General features: G+C 60.2%; 17 protein-coding genes and 1 tRNA gene. 15 read left to right on the top strand and 3 right to left on the bottom strand.

The genetic code is table 11. The features are described 5' to 3' along the window. Positions 1-69: 69 nt before the first annotated feature. Positions 70-321, top strand: coding sequence for a hypothetical protein (locus tag ACI2KA_RS00170; RefSeq protein ID WP_404498176.1), 252 nt, complete (start codon positions 70-72; stop codon positions 319-321). Between the two features lie 268 nt (positions 322-589). Here the strand turns inward: ACI2KA_RS00170 and ACI2KA_RS00165 are convergent, their stop codons facing one another. After that, positions 590-1,528 (bottom strand): FkbM family methyltransferase, encoded by a 939-nt coding sequence (locus ACI2KA_RS00165; protein WP_404498175.1) that lies wholly within the window; start codon positions 1,526-1,528, stop codon positions 590-592. A 193-nt stretch (positions 1,529-1,721) separates the two neighbouring features. Here ACI2KA_RS00165 and ACI2KA_RS00160 point away from each other — a divergent pair, with 193 nt between their 5' ends. Continuing rightward, positions 1,722-2,159: a hypothetical protein gene (locus ACI2KA_RS00160; protein WP_404498173.1), complete on the top strand. Its 438-nt coding sequence runs from the start codon at positions 1,722-1,724 to the stop codon at positions 2,157-2,159. Then, positions 2,092-2,778 (top strand): hypothetical protein, encoded by a 687-nt coding sequence (locus ACI2KA_RS00155; protein ID WP_404498171.1) that lies wholly within the window; start codon positions 2,092-2,094, stop codon positions 2,776-2,778. The genes ACI2KA_RS00160 and ACI2KA_RS00155 overlap by 68 nt, the downstream gene beginning before the upstream one ends. A 123-nt stretch (positions 2,779-2,901) precedes the next feature. Here the strand turns inward: ACI2KA_RS00155 and ACI2KA_RS00150 are convergent. Beyond that, positions 2,902-2,977 (bottom strand) — tRNA-Lys (locus ACI2KA_RS00150). Between the two features lie 281 nt (positions 2,978-3,258). Here ACI2KA_RS00150 and ACI2KA_RS00145 point away from each other — a divergent pair. Further along, positions 3,259-4,005: a cytochrome c biogenesis CcdA family protein gene (locus ACI2KA_RS00145; protein ID WP_065116233.1), complete on the top strand. Its 747-nt coding sequence runs from the start codon at positions 3,259-3,261 to the stop codon at positions 4,003-4,005. A gap of 34 nt (positions 4,006-4,039) precedes the next feature. After that, the gene (locus tag ACI2KA_RS00140; RefSeq protein WP_404498169.1) at positions 4,040-4,978 is read left to right on the top strand and encodes an AEC family transporter; all 939 of its coding nucleotides are present in this window, start codon (positions 4,040-4,042) and stop codon (positions 4,976-4,978) included. Here the strand turns inward: ACI2KA_RS00140 and ACI2KA_RS00135 are convergent. Beyond that, positions 4,962-6,170: a UbiH/UbiF family hydroxylase gene (locus tag ACI2KA_RS00135; RefSeq protein WP_404498167.1), complete on the bottom strand. Its 1,209-nt coding sequence runs from the start codon at positions 6,168-6,170 to the stop codon at positions 4,962-4,964. The genes ACI2KA_RS00140 and ACI2KA_RS00135 overlap by 17 nt on opposite strands. A 209-nt stretch (positions 6,171-6,379) precedes the next feature. On the opposite strand from ACI2KA_RS00135, the gene pcsA reads away from it, so the two are divergent. The 10 genes from pcsA (at position 6,380) to ACI2KA_RS00085 (ending at position 17,725) form a co-directional block, all read left to right on the top strand. Continuing rightward, the gene (pcsA, locus tag ACI2KA_RS00130; protein WP_400816634.1) at positions 6,380-7,105 is read left to right on the top strand and encodes a phosphatidylcholine synthase; all 726 of its coding nucleotides are present in this window, start codon (positions 6,380-6,382) and stop codon (positions 7,103-7,105) included. Between the two features lie 212 nt (positions 7,106-7,317). Then, a complete protein-coding gene (locus tag ACI2KA_RS00125) occupies positions 7,318-8,877 on the top strand; it encodes an ABC transporter ATP-binding protein (RefSeq protein ID WP_404498912.1) in 1,560 nt (519 codons plus the stop codon). Then, positions 8,867-9,958 carry an ABC transporter permease gene (locus ACI2KA_RS00120; protein ID WP_404498165.1) on the top strand — a complete coding sequence of 364 codons (1,092 nt, stop codon included), beginning with the start codon at positions 8,867-8,869 and terminating at the stop codon, positions 9,956-9,958. Before ACI2KA_RS00125 ends, ACI2KA_RS00120 begins: the two co-directional genes overlap by 11 nt. Continuing rightward, positions 9,958-10,878: an ABC transporter permease gene (locus ACI2KA_RS00115; RefSeq protein WP_404498163.1), complete on the top strand. Its 921-nt coding sequence runs from the start codon at positions 9,958-9,960 to the stop codon at positions 10,876-10,878. The genes ACI2KA_RS00120 and ACI2KA_RS00115 overlap by 1 nt, the downstream gene beginning before the upstream one ends. A gap of 38 nt (positions 10,879-10,916) precedes the next feature. After that, positions 10,917-11,990, top strand: coding sequence for a BMP family ABC transporter substrate-binding protein (locus ACI2KA_RS00110; protein WP_404498161.1), 1,074 nt, complete (start codon positions 10,917-10,919; stop codon positions 11,988-11,990). A gap of 213 nt (positions 11,991-12,203) precedes the next feature. Next, positions 12,204-12,941, top strand: coding sequence for a FadR/GntR family transcriptional regulator (locus ACI2KA_RS00105; protein ID WP_404498910.1), 738 nt, complete (start codon positions 12,204-12,206; stop codon positions 12,939-12,941). A gap of 209 nt (positions 12,942-13,150) precedes the next feature. Then, positions 13,151-14,512: a bifunctional UDP-N-acetylglucosamine diphosphorylase/glucosamine-1-phosphate N-acetyltransferase GlmU gene (gene glmU / locus ACI2KA_RS00100; protein ID WP_404498159.1), complete on the top strand. Its 1,362-nt coding sequence runs from the start codon at positions 13,151-13,153 to the stop codon at positions 14,510-14,512. A 204-nt stretch (positions 14,513-14,716) separates the two neighbouring features. Next, positions 14,717-16,543, top strand: a complete 1,827-nt coding sequence (glmS, locus tag ACI2KA_RS00095; protein WP_404498157.1) for a glutamine--fructose-6-phosphate transaminase (isomerizing) — start codon at positions 14,717-14,719, stop codon at positions 16,541-16,543. Then, positions 16,540-17,043 carry a GNAT family N-acetyltransferase gene (locus ACI2KA_RS00090; RefSeq protein ID WP_404498155.1) on the top strand — a complete coding sequence of 168 codons (504 nt, stop codon included), beginning with the start codon at positions 16,540-16,542 and terminating at the stop codon, positions 17,041-17,043. Before glmS ends, ACI2KA_RS00090 begins: the two co-directional genes overlap by 4 nt. 13 nt (positions 17,044-17,056) lie before the next feature. After that, positions 17,057-17,725, top strand: a complete 669-nt coding sequence (locus tag ACI2KA_RS00085) for a DUF502 domain-containing protein (RefSeq protein WP_077982070.1) — start codon at positions 17,057-17,059, stop codon at positions 17,723-17,725. Positions 17,726-17,727: the final 2 nt, after the last annotated feature.

Genomic DNA, 17,727 nt, shown 5'->3' with positions numbered 1-17,727 from the left:
GTTCTTGTCTGTGCCCAGGCTGTCGACGAGCTGAGGTTCGCGGAGACGGCCGGCGTCACCGTCACCAAGGTGAACGGAAACAGCGTTCTGAACCCGCTTGATTTTTTCACCATCACATTCCCTTCCAATGTGCCCGCCACCACTCGATACATCGTGCTTTCTTTGCGCGATGCCGGTCTTCAGGATGGCGACGCGCTGATGAAGCAGGGCAATCGGGTTGTGAAAGGCCCGAATGCAGCGCAAATTGCGTCCGCCGAAGGCTTCGCCGAAGAGGAGCGCCGCTGTTCTCTGAAACCAACGGCGGCATTGTCACGGGTTTGAGCCGCTGTGGAATTGCTACCATTCCGAACGGAGCGTCCGGCATTGCTGTCACGCATGGGCTGGGCGTCATTCCCCGGAGCGTCACGTCCGACGCCTACGGCGCTGGCGCTCAGAACCTTGGCTCGTTCATCCCTCGCGTTTCTGCGAAAACCCAGACGACTTTTACGATTGATCTGGGTGTTGCTGTGACAGCCGACCGCCAGGTGTCCTGGCAGGCGAGTATTTGAACCGAATGAAGCGCTGGCCCATCGAGGGCCAGCGTCACAGATCAGACGGGCGCAAAGGTTCCTAGCAAATCGTCGACGCAACCATGGTGCACCAGGTTGTTATGAATGAACCCAAGGGCGTCGCCGTCGGTCTTTAGCTCGACGGGCTGCCCGCCTTCCCATTTGTACAGATGGGGGAACAAGCCGCGTAGATAGTCCAGGAGCTCGCGCGGGTTTACGTTTCGGAAGCCGATCATCGTAAATGAGTTGAATTCTACCAAAACGCTCGGCTTGAGCGTTTTGATCGTGTTTTCTCCGCCTCGCAGCGCGTCGATCTCGAAACCCTCGATATCGATCTTCATGAAATCTAGGCGATTGATTTTCTTTTCATCGGTGTAGGCGTCGATCGTCGTGACTGGAACGACGACTTCCGAGATCCGGCCGAGCGTGTCGCCGGTGATGACGTGGCTTGCTGAGGTCGAATTGTAGTCATCGAAAAACCGGAGCTCGCCTTTCTCGGCCGCGACTGCCACCTTGTTGACGGTGACGTTGGACGCGCCGTTGGCAGCCAGTGTTTGCATGAGGAATGGCTGCGTTGTCGGGCTGGGCTCGAAGGAGTGCACCTCCTTGCATGCTCCTGACAGGGTGGATGCGATGAGCCCGATATTGGAGCCGACGTCAAAGGCGACAGCACTGTTGCGATCGAGCCTCGATGCGGCGAACGCCAGAAAGTTGTTGGTGTGTGCCTCATCCAGATTGTCGAAATAACTGTCTCCGTGCCGGCCGAAGATCTTCATCTGCCGCCCCATAAGCGAAACGGTCTTGAATGGCTTTGGCGGGTTCCTGAGTTGCTCGATCTCTTTCTGCAGTGCGGCGGTGGTGTGTCGCTCTTCTTCCAGTTCGCGGGAAAGTTGGTCGGTTCTTGCCTTGGCGTCGTTGCGCTTTCTCCAAATAGCGCGACCGCCCAGAAGTTTCCGGGCTATACTTTTCGATAGTGACATTTCCTGATTGCCCCCCGGCAAATATGAATGATCCGCCACCCTAATTAGGCCGTGTATTTCGGTCAACTTCAATTTATGGTTGATTTATTAACTTGTTGGTTTGTGAGCTACATTTGACCCTGCGGGCGGCGCTTATCATGGCTTCAATCGTAAAATTGGAGCCATTTTCACGTCTGCTAAACTGCCTGATACCGTGCCGCTGCATGCGCAAAACCTGCTGGATTTCATCGGGGATATCGAAGCGCCGCAAGGCTACGACACGATTCTTGGTAACCGTCAGGCGAACCTGCCGGTTCGGCTTACGCAAATGACCTACGGCGAGATTGTTGACGCCCAGGGAAACTGGGGAAACAAGACCTGGGTGCGCGCAAACTGGGGCCACAAGACCGCCTCGAGCGCTGCTGGTCGATATCAGTTCATGCGCAAGACCTTGCAGGATATCGCCAAGGCAGCCGGCTCCATCGATGGCAGGACAATCTTTTCTTCGAGCCTGCAGGGTCGCCTGGGCTCTTTTCTGCTCTTGCGTTGCGGCTGCGGATTTCATCGCGGGCCGGATCAGCCTCGTGCAGTTCGGGCTCAACCTTGCAAGAGAGTGGGCAAGTTTTCCGGTGTTGTCCGCTACCAAAGGTGAGCATCGGGACGTCGCGCGCGGGCAGAGCTATTACGCTGGCGACAGGCTTAATAAATCTCTCGTCAAGCCGGAGCAGGTCGAGCAGCGCTTACGTCACGTTCGTGAGCTCGCTGCGCTCATGACTGAGGCGGATAAGACGGCAACGATCGCTCCGAAGCCGTCAACGGCTGGGCGGGGCGGCGGTGGCGCATCTGTCGCCCCGGTCAAAAATGTTGATCCGGAGAAGCTGGACAGGCCGAAGGCTAAGCCTGTGCGCAAGTCCGGCCGCTTTTGGGCCTGGCTTCTTGCTGGTGGCATCTCAAGCACAACCATCACCGAGAAACTTGGCGCTTTCCAGCTTGATTGGCGCGTCCAGATCGCGCTCTTGGCCGTCATCGTTGGTTCTGCGGTCGACGCGATCGCCACTATGCCGGCGGTGCGTCGTGCCCTTGGTATCGGCGTGCTTAACACGGTCAAAACCGCGCTGGTGGCAATAGGCGGGGCGGTAGCCGGTATTGCCGCCACATATGCCACGATGCTGGCGGCCGCATTTCAGGTTGGTACGAGCGCGATGTGGATTTCCGACTTGGTCTTTCTTGCTCTCGGCAGATGGATCGAAAACAAAAGGACGCCGGGGTAATGCGGAAAAGTCAGCCGCAAAACCGGCATGCGACATGTGCGACATTTATCAGTCGCAAATTGTCGCAAGCAAGTCGCATGAAAGCGAAAATTACCGGTAAGTATTTGATTTTATTGTTGTTTTTGGTGAGAGCGCAGGGATTCGAACCCTGGACCTACTGATTAAAAGTCAGTTGCTCTACCGGCTGAGCTACGCTCTCCCGTGGCGGGGCTGATTTGCCCTTCGGAAGTGCGCGGAACATAGGTAGAGCGATCCGTTCGGTCAACCCAAAAAAAGCGCTTTCTACAATCAATCCGGTTTTTTTTGTCGCACCCCCGAAAAGGTGATTGGAGAGAGGGGCCGGCTGGGGATAAAACCGGCTTCACGCGTGTCGGATAAGCGGGTGAAATCGTTTTGCAGCAATGACATGCACGAAAATGAAGCGCGAGGTGCCGGCGGATTTTCAAAATCGCGGCCGCTTTGCGGGATGCGGAGTCCTTGTTGTCGATTGCGGATATTTCCCTGTTCAGCGCGCTTCTGGCCGGCGCTCTTTCGTTTCTGTCACCCTGCGTCCTGCCGCTGGTGCCGCCTTATCTCTGTTACATGGCGGGTGTCTCGGTCGAGCAGTTCAGGACGGAGGAGACCGCGCCGCGGCCGGAGATCCGCAGGGCCGTGCTGTTTTCGGCTTTCTTCTTCACGCTCGGTTTCGCCACGGTTTTCGTGGCGCTGGGGGCCGGCGCTTCGACGATCGGCACGCTTTTGCGGCAGAATCTCGATATTCTCGCCAAGATCGGCGGTTTCATCATTATCCTCATGGGTCTGAATTTTCTCGGCGTGTTCCGCATCGGCCTGTTTTCGCGCGAGGCGCGGTTTCAGGGCGCGGGCAAGCCGGCCACACTTTCCGGGGCCTATGTCATGGGTCTCGCCTTCGCCTTCGGCTGGACGCCCTGCATCGGCCCGGTTCTGGGGGCGATCCTCGGCGTTGCCGCATCACGCGACACGGTTGGTGACGGTGCGGCGCTGCTTGCGGTCTATTCGCTCGGTCTTGCCGTGCCGTTCTGGATTGCGGCGGCGTTTTCCGGTTCCTTCATGCGGTTCCTCGTGCGCTTCCGCCGCCATCTCGGCCTCGTGGAAAAGCTCCTCGGCGTGCTGCTGGTGCTGACCGGCCTCGCTTTCATGTCCGGTTTCATCACCAATGTGGCGATCTGGTTCCAGGAGACCTTTCCGATCCTGATGAAAATCGGTTAAGCCTCCCCGGACATTATAGGCGAGGGGAATGATCGTGGCCGATATCGTGGGATTGCTGTTGCCGTTTTTCGGCCTGATCTTCATCGGTTACGGCGCGGCGCGCATCACGAGGCAGCCGGTCGAGGCGATGGGCTGGCTGAATACCTTCATCATCTATGCCGCACTTCCGGCGCTGTTTTTCAAGCTTGTCTCGAAAACGCCGGTGGAAGAGCTGGCGCGGATGGATTTTGTCGCCGCCAGCCTTGCCTGCACCTATGGGATCTTCCTGCTGGTGTTCCTGATCGGCCGGTTCGTGCGGAAAAACAGTCTCGCCGAAACCACGATCCAGAGCTTTGCGGCGAGTTACGGCAATATCGGCTACATGGGTCCGGGGCTTGCGCTTCTCGCACTTGGCGAAAAGGCGGCGGTGCCGGTGGCGCTGATCGTCTGCCTTGAAAACGCCGCCCATTTCATCGTCGCGCCGGCGATGATGGCGGTTGCGGGCGGTGACAAGCGTTCTGCCTCAAGGCTTGCGCTGGATGTGGCGCGCAAGGTCATCACCCATCCTTTCATCGTGTCGGTAATCGCCGGTTTTCTCGCCGCCTCGCTGTCATGGCAGCCGCCGGAGGCTGTGCAGCGGCTGGTGGATTATCTGGCGCAGTCGGCAGCGCCCTGCGCGCTGTTTGCCATGGGCGTGACGCTGGCGCTCAGGCCGATGAAACGGGTGCCGGCGGAAATCATCTATATCGTGCCGGCGAAGCTGATCCTGCATCCGCTCGCCGCCTATCTCGTGCTCTCATCATTACAGCGGTTCGAACCGGTGTGGATCTATTCCGCCGTGCTGCTGGCCGCCTTGCCGACCGCGACGAATGTCTTTGTCATCGGCCAGCAATATCACGTCTGGCAGGAGCGGGCGTCGGCGACGATCCTGATCTCGACGGTGCTGTCGGTCTTCACGCTGACGGGCGTGGTTTATGTCATCCAGCCTTTTTGAAGCTGCCGAACAACAGTGAGGGCAGGGCCTTCAACCCGCGGCCGGGCTCGATGCCCTCGCGCATGACCATGCTTCTGAGCGTGCCGATGCCGGAGAGGACATGCAGGCCGGCCGCGCGCGCCATCTGCACCGGCAGGAGGTCGGAAAGCAGCGAGCGATTGAGGAGATCGACGCTGAGGGTACGGCTATAGACATCTGCCCGCCGCCTGCGGTCGAAGCGCTCGCCGGCGTCGGCCGCAATCGGCCGGTCGGAGACGGCGCCCAGCAGTTCGGTCAGGGCAATGATGTCGCGCAGGCTGAGATTGAGCCCCTGTGCGCCAATGGGCGGGAAACCATGGGCGGCCTCGCCGATCAGGGCCACGCGGCCCTTGCCGAAGCGATGTGCCGTCATGGAGGAAAGCGGCCAGGCCTGAACGCTGTCCTCGACGGTTACCGCGCCGAGCATGGATTGCATGCGCTCCTCGATCCGGAGGCTCAGCGCCTCCAGCGGCAGTGCCGTCAGTTCTTCTGCCTGCTCCGGCGTGACGACCCAGACGAGGCTGGAACGGTTGCCGGGCAGGGGAACCTGGGTGAAAGGGCCGGTGGGAGTGTGGAATTCCGTCGAGACATTGCCGTGCGGCCGGCTGTGGCCGAAGTTCAGGACGATAGCGGTCTGCGGATAGGACCAGGATTTGACGCCGATGCCGGCCGCATCCCGCACCATCGATTTGCGGCCATCCGCACCGATGAGGAAATCGGCCGAGAGCGTTTCGCCGTCCGCAAGCGTCACCGTCACTCGGTCGTTGCCGATGTCGATCGTCTCGGCTGTCGTGTCGAGGCGGGTAATATTGTGTTCCTGCTCCACTGCTTGCCCGAGAACGCCGAGCAGCGCTTCGTTCGGGATATTCCAGCCGAAGGCGTCGAGCCCGATTTCGGAAGAGCGGAACTGCACTGTCGGCGCGCGCAGCAGCCGGTCGGTGCCGTCGATGATCTGCATGGTGGAAAGCCGCGCGGCCGACGGCGCGATACGCGACCAGAGGCCAAGGCGGTCCATGAAACGGATCGACTGGTCCATCAGCGCGGTCGTGCGCTGGTCCTTCTTTTCGCTGGACGGCGCGACAAGCGCCACATGGCGGCCGGCCCGCGCCAGCGCGATGGCCGCGATCTGGCCCGCAAGTCCCGCACCGGTGATGGCGATATCGAAGTGTCTCATGGTCCTGATCCGTTGTTATTTCCAGAGCATCATAAAGGCTTTGTGCGGGTAAATCCACTTGGGCGCCGGAACATCCGGGCGCAAACATTCGTTGGTTGCGTCACTATATTAGTCCTAGGATAAGCGGATTGAGCCGGTTGCAAAGCGTGGTGAATGGCCGCATACCGGAATGAACAAGGCGGATGAAAAGCGGGGCGCAGACGCTGACCATGAAAATTTTCAACTACAAGCGTGTTCCCTACGCGGAAATCCGCGCCTTTTCCGTTCATATTCTGACCGCCTCTGGCTCGTTCTTGGCGTTTCTCGGTGTCGTCGCCGCTTCCGAACATCGCTTCGTCGACATGTTCTGGTGGCTGGGGCTGGCACTTCTGGTGGATGGCATTGACGGTCCCATCGCCCGCAAGGTCAGGGTGAAGGACGTTCTGCCCAACTGGTCCGGCGATACGCTCGACAATATCATCGATTACGTCACCTATGTGCTTTTGCCAGCCTTTGCGCTCTACCAGAGCGGCATGATCGGCGAACCCTGGTCCTTTGTGGCGGCCGGCATGATCGTGGTGTCCAGCGCCATTTATTATGCCGATATGGGCATGAAGACGGACGAATATTTCTTCTCCGGCTTCCCTGTCGTTTGGAACATGGTGATCTTCACCCTGTTCGTCATGGATGCCAGCGCGACCACGGCCATGACGGTGGTGACGGTGTCGGTGTTCCTGACTTTCCTGCCGATCAATTTTCTGCATCCGGTGCGGGTGAAGCGGCTGCGGCCGCTCAATCTCCTTGTCGTGGCCATCTGGTGCGCACTTGGCGGTTATGCGCTGCTGATGCATTTCCAGACGCCGACATGGGCGGTGATTGGCTTTGTGGCGAGCGGAATCTACCTTTATTGCATCGGTGGAATCTTGCAGTTTTTCCCGTCGCTCGGTGCGAAATGAGAAAAAGGTAAAGCCGTTTATTGCTTGTGCAAATTGCATTTAAGCAACGTCTTTTTCAGTTGTGCGCAGCAGCAAAACAGTTATCAATAAGTTCTGATCGCGTGTCATTGCATACTTTTTGGTGCGGGATTGGGAACAATGACCGCGACCGTTCGAAACGCCTCGAAGAAGGCATGGGCGGTCGGTGAGAGAGGGAACTCGTGACTGGAACTTTGGCGCCGGAGGCCGTGCCTCTCCTGTCCGTTCGCAAGCTGACCAAGCTGTTCGGCAATTTCGCCGCCTGCAACGGCATCGATCTCGATATTGCGCCCGGCGAAATCCACGCGCTTCTTGGGGAAAACGGCGCGGGAAAATCCACGCTCGTCAAGATGCTGTTCGGTGTGCTTTCGCCGACGGAGGGTGAGATCATCTGGCAGGGCCAGCCGGTTTCCGTGGGCTCGCCAAGCGAGGCCCGCCGTCTGGGCATCGGTATGGTCTTCCAGCATTTTTCGCTGTTCGAAGCGCTGACGGTCGCTGAAAACATCGCCCTGTCGCTCGACCCGAAAATTTCATTGAAGGAAATCGCCGGGCAAGCGGAAACGCTGTCGCGGGCCTATGGCCTGCCGCTCGACCCCAATGCGCATGTGGCCGATCTCTCGGTCGGCGAGCGCCAGCGCATCGAGATCGTCCGCGCTTTGTTGCAGAACCCGCGCCTCATCATTCTCGACGAGCCGACCTCGGTTCTGACGCCGCAGGAGGCTGACAAGCTGTTCGAGACGCTGGCAAAACTGAAGGCCGAAGGCCGTTCGGTGCTTTATATCAGCCATCGCCTCGAAGAGGTGCAGCGCATCTGCGACCGCGCCACCGTCCTGCGTCACGGCAAGGTGACGGGCGCCTGCGACCCACGCAGGGAAACGCCGGCATCCTTGGCGCGCATGATGGTCGGCAGCGATGTCGCAAGCGTTTCGCGGGCAGCGGGCGAAGCGCTCGGCGCGCCGCAGATCGAGGTCATGGGGCTTTCGGTTGCGCCGCGCACGCCTTTTGCCGTGGCGCTGAAATCGGTTTCGATGACTGTGCGCGCCGGCGAGGTGCTGGCGATTGCCGGTGTGGCGGGCAACGGGCAGGGCGAGCTGTTCGATGCGCTTTCGGGTGAATATCCCGTTTATAATAATGATGCCATCCATCTGCGCGGCAAGCCGGTCGGCCGTATCGGCATCAACGGCCGGCGGCTGATGGGCGCGGGTTTCGTGCCAGAGGAGCGCCATGGCCATGCCGCGGTTCCCGGCATGAGCCTTTCCGACAATCTGCTCTTGGCGCGGGCGCGCTCCGACCGCAAGGCGTTTCTGACCGGCGGTTTCCTGCGCGTCATCCGCGGGTCGGTCATCAAGGCGGCGGCGCGGCGCATTTCGGAAACCATGGATGTGCGCAAGAGCGGGGCCGATCCGCTGGCGGGTTCGCTTTCGGGCGGCAACCTGCAGAAATTCATCGTCGGGCGCGAGCTTGACCGCCAGCCTTCCGTGCTGGTGGTCAACCAGCCGACCTGGGGTGTGGATGCGGGTGCCGCAAGCCGCATCCGCCAGGCGCTGGTCGATCTTGCCAGGGCCGGCTCGGCCGTCATCGTCATCAGCCAGGATCTCGATGAAATCTTCGAGGTCGCCACCAATATCGCCGTCATTTCCGATGGCAAGCTTTCCGAAGCCCATCCGGTGGAGGAGATGACGCTCGAAAAGATCGGCCTGTTGATGGGCGGCATTCACACGTCACATTCGGGAGCCGCCCAGCATGCGCATTGAGCTTGAAAAACGCGCAGGGGTCTCGAAGCTTTTCACCCTGCTGTCACCGCTTCTGGCGCTGGTGCTGACGCTGCTGGTCGGCGCCGTCATGTTCGCCATGCTCGGCAAAAATCCGGCCCATGCGCTTTATGCCTTTTTTGTCGAGCCGCTGCTGGAGGTCTGGTCGCTGCATGAGCTGGCGATCAAGGCCGCGCCGCTGATCCTGATCGGCGTCGGCCTGTCGATCTGTTATCGCTCCAATAACTGGAATATCGGCGCGGAGGGGCAATTCACCATCGGCGCGATTACCGGTTCCATCCTGCCGGTGCTTTATCCCGACTGGCATTCGCCGCTCATCCTGCCGCTGATGATGGTGATGGGCGCTATCGGCGGCGCGCTTTATGCGGGTATTCCGGCGCTGTTGAAAACGAAATTCAACACCAATGAAATCCTCGTCAGCCTGATGCTGGTCTATGTCGCGCAGCTTTTCCTCGACTGGTTGACACGCGGCATCTGGCGCGATCCCGGCGGTTATAACTTCCCGCAGACCAAGCCGTTCAACGACAGCGCCGTGTTGCCGGAAATGCTGGCCTCTGGCCGGGCGCATTGGGGTTTCGTGTTCGCCATCGTCGCGGCCATCGCGCTGTGGTTCATGATGCGCTACATGCTGAAGGGCTTCGAAGTCACCGTGCTTGGCCAATCGGCAAGGGCAGGGCGCTTTGCCGGTTTCTCGTCGAGCCGCATGGTGTGGTTCTCGCTGCTGTTATCGGGGGCGCTGGCCGGGCTTGCGGGCATTTCGGAAGCTTCCGGTTCCATCGGCCATCTCCAGCCCAGCATTTCGCCGGGTTACGGCTTTACCGCCATCATCGTCGCCTTTCTCGGCCGTCTCAATCCGCTCGGCATCATCCTTTCCGGGCTGGTGCTGGCGCTGACCTATCTCGGCGGCGAGGCGGCGCAGCTCTCCATTGGTGTTTCCGACAAGGTGACGCGGGTCTTCCAGGGGCTGATGCTGTTCTTCGTCCTGTCCTGCGACACGCTGATCTTCTATCGCATCCGGGTCGTGTTCACCGGCAAGACACATCGCAAAGAAGGAGCGGCATGATGGATATGCTCCAGGCCATTCTCCTCACCGTCATCACCGCTGCAACCCCGCTCGTCATCGCTGCGTCGGGCGAACTGGTGACGGAACGCGCAGGCGTGCTCAATCTCGGCGTCGAGGGCATGATGATCATGGGTGCGGTCTGCGCCTTCGCCACCGCGCATATGACGGGGTCGCCCTATCTCGGCATTCTGGCCGGTATCGCTTCCGGTGCGGTGTTTTCGCTGCTGTTCGGTTTCCTGACGCTGACGCTTGTCACCAACCAGGTGGCGACGGGTCTGGCGCTCACCATTCTCGGGCTTGGCGTTTCCGGCATGCTGGGCGAAAGTTTCGTCGGCCTGCCGGGCATCAAGCTGCAGCCGATTGTCTTCCCCGTGCTGTCGGAAATCCCCTTCATCGGGCCATTGCTGTTCCGCCAGGATCTGATCTTCTACATGTCCATCGCGCTGGTCTTCGGCATCAGCTGGTTCCTGTTCAAAAGCCGCACGGGCCTGAAAATCCGGGCGATCGGCGACAATCACGCCTCGGCCCACGCGCTTGGCATCAATGTCATCCGCACGCGCTATCTGGCGGTCATGTTCGGCGGCGCCTGCGCCGGTCTTGCGGGAGCGCAGCTGTCGCTGGTCTATACGCCGCAATGGGTGGAAAACATGTCGGCCGGGCGTGGCTGGATTGCGCTGGCGCTCGTTGTTTTCGCTTCCTGGCGTCCCTGGCGCCTGCTGGCCGGCGGTTATCTGTTCGGCGCCGTCACCATCGGCCAATTGCATGCGCAGGCCTTCGGCATCGGCGTGCCGTCGCAATTGCTTTCGGCGATGCCTTATCTCGCAACTATTGTCGTGCTGGTCATCATCTCGCATAATCGCCGCACGACCTTGATCAACACGCCGGCATCTTTGGGCAAATCCTTCGTGCCGGACAGGTGAAGAAGAATCCTCACGTCTCCAAACCAACAGGGGTAAAAATGAAAAAACTGGTCATCGCACTTGCCGCTTCCGTCGCGGCGCTCGGCGGCGTCGTTTCCTCGGCTGAGGCCGCCGACGCCAAGAAGGTCTGCTTCATCTATGTCGGTTCAAAGACCGATGGCGGCTGGACGCAGGCGCATGATATCGGCCGCCAGGAACTGCAGGCGCATTTCGGCGACAAGATCGAGACGCCGTTCCTCGAAAGCGTTCCCGAAGGCCCGGATGCCGAACGCGCCATCGAGCGCATGGCCCGCTCCGGCTGCGAACTGGTGTTCACCACCTCCTTCGGCTTCATGGATGCGACCGTGAAGGTTGCCCAGAAGTTCCCCAAGGTGAAGTTCGAGCACGCCACCGGCTTCAAGACGGCTGAAAACGTCGCCACCTACAATTCGCGCTTCTATGAAGGCCGTTACATTCAGGGCCAGATCGCCGCGAAGATGTCGAAGAAGGGTCTCGCCGGTTACATCGCCTCCTTCCCGATCCCGGAAGTGGTGATGGGCATCGACGCCTTCGTTCTCGGCGCGCAGTCCGTCAATCCCGACTTCAAGGTGAAGGTCGTCTGGGCCAATACCTGGTTCGACCCCGGCAAGGAAGCCGATGCCGCCAAGGCGCTGATCGATCAGGGCGTCGATATCCTGACGCAGCACACCGACACGACGGCACCGATGCAGGTTGCGGCCGAACGCGGCATCAAGGCCTTCGGCCAGGCGTCCGACATGATCGCGGCCGGCCCGCAGACGCAGCTCACCGCCATCAAGGACACCTGGGGCGCCTATTACATCAAGCGCACGCAGGCTCTTCTCGATGGCACCTGGAAGTCCGAATCCGTCTGGGACGGCCTGAAGGACGGCATCCTGACCATGGCGCCCTACACCAACATGCCGGATGACGTGAAGAAGATGGCCGAGGACACCGAAGCCAAGATCAAGTCGGGCGAGTTGCACCCCTTCACCGGCCCGGTGAAGAAGCAGGACGGTTCCGAGTGGCTGAAGGCGGGCGAGAAGGCCGAGGACGGCGTTCTGCTCGGCCTCAACTTCTATGTTGCCGGCGTGGATGACAAGCTGCCGCAATAATGCGGATTTTCTCTGCGTATTGAATGACAGGCCGCGCATGAAATTCATGCGCGGCCTTTGTTATTTTAATCCGTTTTACGCTGTCGATGCAGTTTGCCTTTGCTTTTCATGCGACATGATGTTTTTCACTATAGTCTGACGTGCGATACACACGTCTGGCGCGATTTTTGAAGTCGCCAACCGAACGGAAGGACATGACACTTGCAGCGCGGAATGCTCGATGCGGCGATCGGTTTTCGAAAGCTGCGGACAAATCATGCACAGGTCGTTCACAAGCTCGGTCTCGATATCGTCTCCGGCACCTTCAGGACGGGTGACATCCTGCCGGGCGATGCCGAGTTGATGGAGCGGCTGAAAGTGTCGCGCACGGTGCTGCGCGAAGCGATGAAGACGCTGACCGCCAAGGGCATGATTTCCCCCAAGGCGCGCATCGGCACCCGGGTGACGGAGCGCGAAAGCTGGAACATGTTCGACAGCGAAGTGCTGCTCTGGCATTTCGAGGCGGGCGTCAGCGACGAGTTCCTGCTGCATCTCTACGACATCCGCAAAGCCTTCGAACCCTATGGCGCGGGGCTTGCCGCCACCCGCGCCAAGGATGCCGATATCGCAAGGCTGGCCGCTTATGCCAACGAGATGGGCAATACGGCCTATTCCAAGGAAAAACGGGCGCTTGCGGACATGAATTTCCATGTGCTCATCACCGAAATGTCCGGCAACCCCTTCATGCGCACCGTCGGTTCGCTGATAAAGGCGGCTCTGGCAGGCATTTTCCGGATGAGCAATCCCGACACCGATCCCAATGAGATTTCCGACGTATCGGCGTCTCACCTACGGCTTGTCGAAGCCTTTCGTCTGCATGACGAGGCTGCGGCCCGGCGTGAAATGGAACGGCTGATTGAAAATGGCCGTCAGCAGATATTGGAATTCACCGCCCGCAATCCCCGCCGCTAGATCACGCCGTCCGGCCGCTGATCACTTTTGATGAAAATCGGTGCGGAAATTTTGGTTCGGATTTGCATGGTTTCTTAAGCGGGCCGCCGTTATAGCAATGCCGGAACGCAATTACCGACGCGTCCGTCCGTTTCTTCGGCCGGCGCAAAGTCAAGCATATGCCGCTGTACCGGCTGCAAGGCAGCCGCAAACGGGGTGTTGGAGGTCTTATGGAGCGCAGCTCTCTAGCCGTTATTCTCGCTGCGGGCGACAGCACGCGCATGAAGTCGTCGAAGTCCAAGGTGCTGCACGCGGTCGCGGGGCGGCCGATGATTGCGCATGTGGTGCAGGCGGTGGCTGGATCGGGCGTCGGCACGGCGGCGCTCGTTGTCGGGCGCGATGCCGACAATGTCGCCGCTGCCGCCAGCCTTCCGGGCCTTCAGGTCGAGGCTTTCCTGCAGACGGAACGCAAGGGCACCGGCCATGCCGTTCTTGCCGCGCGCGCAGCCATCGAACGCGGTTTCGACGATCTCATCGTCGCCTATGGCGACGTGCCGCTCATCACCTCCGCAACGCTCGACCGGGCGCGTGAGGCGATTGCCGCCGGCGCCGATGTCGCTGTCATCGGTTTCCATACCGATCGCCCGACCGGTTACGGCCGGCTTCTGGTCAAGGATGGCGAACTTGTCGCCATCCGCGAGGAGAAGGACGCGACCGATGCGGAGCGCAAGGTCACCTGGTGCAATAGCGGATTGATGGCCATCAACGGCCGCAATGCGCTGGACCTGCTCGACCGGATCGGCAACAGCAATGTGAAGGGTGAATATTATCTGACCGACGTGGTCGAGATCGCCCGTTCCCTTGGCCGCCGCGCCGTCGCCATCGATGCGCCGGAAACGGAGCTGGTCGGCTGCAACAACCGCGCCGAACTGGCGTTTATCGAGAAGCTCTGGCAGGAGCGCCGCCGCCACGAATTGATGGTGGACGGCGTTTCGATGATCGCGCCCGAAACCGTGTTCCTCTCCTTCGATACGAAAATCGGCCAGGACGTTTTGATCGAGCCGCATGTCGTCATCGGTCCCGGTGTCACGATCGAGTCTGGGGCCGTCATTCACGCCTTTTCGCATCTGGAAGGCGCGCATGTCGCGCAGGGTGCCACGGTGGGTCCCTATGCGCGGCTGCGCCCGGGCGCGAACCTGCATGCCAATGCCAAGGTCGGCAATTTCTGCGAGGTCAAGAAGGCCGAAATCGGCGAGGGCGCCAAGGTCAACCACCTGACCTATATCGGCGATGCCTTCGTCGGCGCGGGCAGCAATATTGGCGCTGGCACCATCACCTGCAATTACGACGGTTACAACAAGGCCGAAACCCGGATCGGGGCCAATAGCTTCGTTGGCTCCAACTCCTCACTGGTCGCGCCCGTCACGATCGGGGAGGGAGCCTATATCGCTTCCGGCAGCGTGATTACCGAGGACGTGCCCGCCGATGCGCTGGCCTTCGGGCGTGCGCGCCAGGAGGTAAAGCCGGGCCGGGCGACCGTCGTGCGCGAGCGGGCGAAGGCGCTGAAGGAAGCCAGTAAAAAATCGTCCTGAGGGACGTTACCAAGCGATACCGAAAGTGACCGGCGGCACAATTGCCGATTTCAGGGAAACGGGTAAAGCATTTCCCGTAAAACTGCTTGGCGGTCTTACGTCCGGAAATGCCTCAGAACAAAAATGTAGAGTATTTTCGTATTTCAGGGAAAGGCGGAAATACTCTGGTAGTTTCGGCGAAGAGATCGCCGTCTGGAGAAACATATGTGCGGAATTGTCGGAATTGTCGGAACTGAGCCCGTTGCTGAAAGGCTTGTCGATGCGTTGAAGCGTCTCGAATATCGCGGTTACGATTCGGCGGGTGTCGCCACCATCGACAATGGCGCGATGGATCGCCGCCGGGCGGAAGGCAAGCTGTTCAATCTGGAAAAGCGGCTCTCCGAAGAGCCTCTGCCCGGTATCGTCGGCATCGCCCACACCCGCTGGGCGACCCACGGCGTGCCGAACGAAACCAATGCCCATCCGCATTTCGTCGAGGGCGTCGCCGTCGTTCACAACGGCATCATCGAAAATTTCGCGGAACTGCGCGACGAGCTGACCGCCGAGGGCGCGACCTTCACCACCCAGACTGATACCGAGGTGGTGGCGCAGCTTCTGGCGAAATATACCCGCGAAGGTCTTGGCCACCGCGAAGCGATGCTGAAGATGCTGAACCGCGTTACCGGCGCCTATGCGCTGGTCGTGATGTTCCAGGACGATCCGGGCACGCTCCTCTCGGCGCGCTCCGGCCCGCCGCTTGCGGTCGGTTATGGCCGCGGTGAAATGTTCCTGGGATCGGACGCCATCGCGCTGTCGCCCTTCACCAACGAGATCACCTATCTGGTGGATGGCGACTGCGCCATCGTGACCCGGCAGGGTGCGGAAATCATCGATTTCTCCGGCAAGCCGGTGAAGCGCGAGCGGCAGATTTCCCAGGCGACCGCCTTTGTGGTCGACAAGGGCAACCATCGCCACTTCATGGAAAAGGAAATCTACGAGCAGCCGGAGGTGATTTCCCACGCGCTCAGCCATTACGTGGATTTCGCCAGCAAGACCGTCAAGGACGCCGATAAGGCAATCGATTTCGCCAAGCTTTCCGGCCTTGCCATTTCCGCCTGCGGCACGGCCTATCTGTCCGGCCTGATCGGCAAATACTGGTTCGAGCGTTATGCGCGCCTGCCGGTGGAAATCGATGTCGCCTCGGAATTCCGTTACCGCGAAATCCCGCTGGTTCCGACGCAGGCGGCGTTGTTCATTTCGCAATCGGGCGAAACCGCCGATACGCTGGCGGCGCTGCGTTATTGCCAGCAGGAGGGGCTGAAGATCGGCGCGGTGGTCAATACGCGTGAATCGACCATGGCCCGCGAATCCGATGCGATCTTTCCGATCCTCGCCGGTCCGGAAATCGGCGTCGCCTCCACCAAGGCCTTCACCTGCCAGCTTGCGGTGCTCGCATCGCTTGCCGTCGCCGCCGGTAAGGCGCGCGGCACGCTGAAGCCGGGTGAGGAAAAGGAATTGGTGCAGCATCTGATCGAGATGCCGCGCATCATGAGCAAGGTGCTGAACATCATCCAGCCGCAGATAGAGGCGCTGTCGCGTGATCTGTCGCGCTTCAAGGATGTGCTTTATCTCGGCCGCGGCACCAGTTTCCCGCTGGCGCTGGAAGGTGCGCTGAAGCTCAAGGAAATCTCCTATATCCATGCCGAAGGTTATGCCGCCGGCGAGCTGAAGCATGGGCCGATCGCGCTGATCGACGAGAACATGCCGGTCATCGTCATCGCCCCGCATGACCGTTTCTTCGAAAAGACCGTGTCGAACATGCAGGAGGTCGCCGCGCGGGGCGGCAGGATCATCTTCATCACCGACGAGAAGGGGGCCGCCGCCTCCAAGCTCGATACGATGGCGACGATCACCTTGCCCAATGTCGATGAGCTGATCGCGCCGATGGTGTTCTCGCTGCCGATCCAGCTGCTGGCCTACCACACCGCCGTCTTCATGGGCACGGATGTGGACCAGCCGCGCAATCTGGCAAAATCGGTGACGGTGGAATGATCGTCCGCCCGGAACGGCAGGGCGATGAAGAGGCGATTGCGCGCGTTACGGAAGAGGCCTTCCGTAACGTCGATTACAGCGACAAGACCGAACATCTGATCCTCGAGCGGCTGCGGAATGCCGGCGCGCTGACGGTTTCGCTGGTGGCGGAAGACAGCGAGGGCGTCATCGGCCATGTCGGTTTTTCGCCGGTGACGCTGGGCAGCGGCGAAAGCGGCTGGTTCTGCCTTGCGCCGCTTTCCGTGACACCGGAAAGACAGGGTGAGGGCGTCGGTTCGTGGCTGGTGCGTGAAGGGCTTGCCGCGCTGGATCGGCTGAGCGCTTCAGGCTGCGTGGTCGCCGGCGATCCGGACTATTATGGCCGCTTCGGTTTTCGCCCCGTCGAGGGCTTGAGCGGCGCGGGGATTCCTGACGAATATTTCACAGTTCTTCGCTTGCATGGTGGAACTCCATCCGGCATTGTCGGTTTTCATCCGGGTTTCGATAGCGACAACGCTTAATGCCGAACGGTAAATGACCGATATTCCAGTAAAAATCTCCTTCGCAGCCCGTCTGCGCAACAGCTTCCTCACGGGTGTCCTCATCCTTGCGCCCGTCACCATCACCATGTGGCTGGTATGGAGCTTCCTGCAATGGGCGGATAGCTGGGTGAAACCCTATATTCCCGCCCGTTACGATCCCGAGCAATATTTCGATGTGGCGATCCCCGGCTTCGGCCTGCTGATTGCCGTCATCGGCATCACGCTCATCGGTTTTCTCGGCAATAACCTCATCGGCAAGTGGATCGTCGGCGTCGGCGAATCCATCCTCAACCGCATGCCGCTGGTGCGGCCGATCTACAAGAGCATCAAGCAGCTGTTCGAATCGGTTCTGAAGGAGCATTCGAACTCCTTCAAGAAGGTTGGCCTGATCGAGTTTCCCTCATCCGGCACCTGGGCGATGGTGTTCGTCGCCTCCGAGGCCAAGGGCGAGCTTGCCCATCGTTTCAACGAGATGGGCCAGCAGATGGTCGCCGTCTTCCTGCCGCCGACACCGGTGCCGACGGCGGGCTTCCTGCTGTTCGTGCCGAAAGACAAGATCGTGATGCTGGACATGACGCCGGAAGATGCGGCGAAACTGTTGATATCAGGCGGTCTGGTGGCGCCCGACTTCACGCCGCCAAAGATGATCGCGCCGGTTTGACG

This window comes from Agrobacterium sp. NPDC089420 (assembly GCF_044900305.1).
Taxonomy (GTDB): Bacteria; Pseudomonadota; Alphaproteobacteria; order Rhizobiales; family Rhizobiaceae; genus Agrobacterium.
Note: the sequence above shows the minus strand (reverse complement) of the source record. Positions and strands in the feature narration are given on the sequence as shown.

Coding starts and splice junctions, on each gene's coding strand:
- glmU (WP_404498159.1), top strand. CDS start 13,151: ATGGAGCGCAGCTCTCTAGCCGTTATTCTCGCTGCGGGCGACAGCACG.
- ACI2KA_RS00105 (WP_404498910.1), top strand. CDS start 12,204: ATGCTCGATGCGGCGATCGGTTTTCGAAAGCTGCGGACAAATCATGCA.
- ACI2KA_RS00135 (WP_404498167.1), bottom strand. CDS start 6,170: ATGAGACACTTCGATATCGCCATCACCGGTGCGGGACTTGCGGGCCAG.
- ACI2KA_RS00085 (WP_077982070.1), top strand. CDS start 17,057: ATGACCGATATTCCAGTAAAAATCTCCTTCGCAGCCCGTCTGCGCAAC.
- ACI2KA_RS00110 (WP_404498161.1), top strand. CDS start 10,917: ATGAAAAAACTGGTCATCGCACTTGCCGCTTCCGTCGCGGCGCTCGGC.
- ACI2KA_RS00090 (WP_404498155.1), top strand. CDS start 16,540: ATGATCGTCCGCCCGGAACGGCAGGGCGATGAAGAGGCGATTGCGCGC.
- ACI2KA_RS00115 (WP_404498163.1), top strand. CDS start 9,958: ATGGATATGCTCCAGGCCATTCTCCTCACCGTCATCACCGCTGCAACC.
- ACI2KA_RS00165 (WP_404498175.1), bottom strand. CDS start 1,528: ATGTCACTATCGAAAAGTATAGCCCGGAAACTTCTGGGCGGTCGCGCT.
- glmS (WP_404498157.1), top strand. CDS start 14,717: ATGTGCGGAATTGTCGGAATTGTCGGAACTGAGCCCGTTGCTGAAAGG.
- ACI2KA_RS00120 (WP_404498165.1), top strand. CDS start 8,867: ATGCGCATTGAGCTTGAAAAACGCGCAGGGGTCTCGAAGCTTTTCACC.
- pcsA (WP_400816634.1), top strand. CDS start 6,380: ATGAAAATTTTCAACTACAAGCGTGTTCCCTACGCGGAAATCCGCGCC.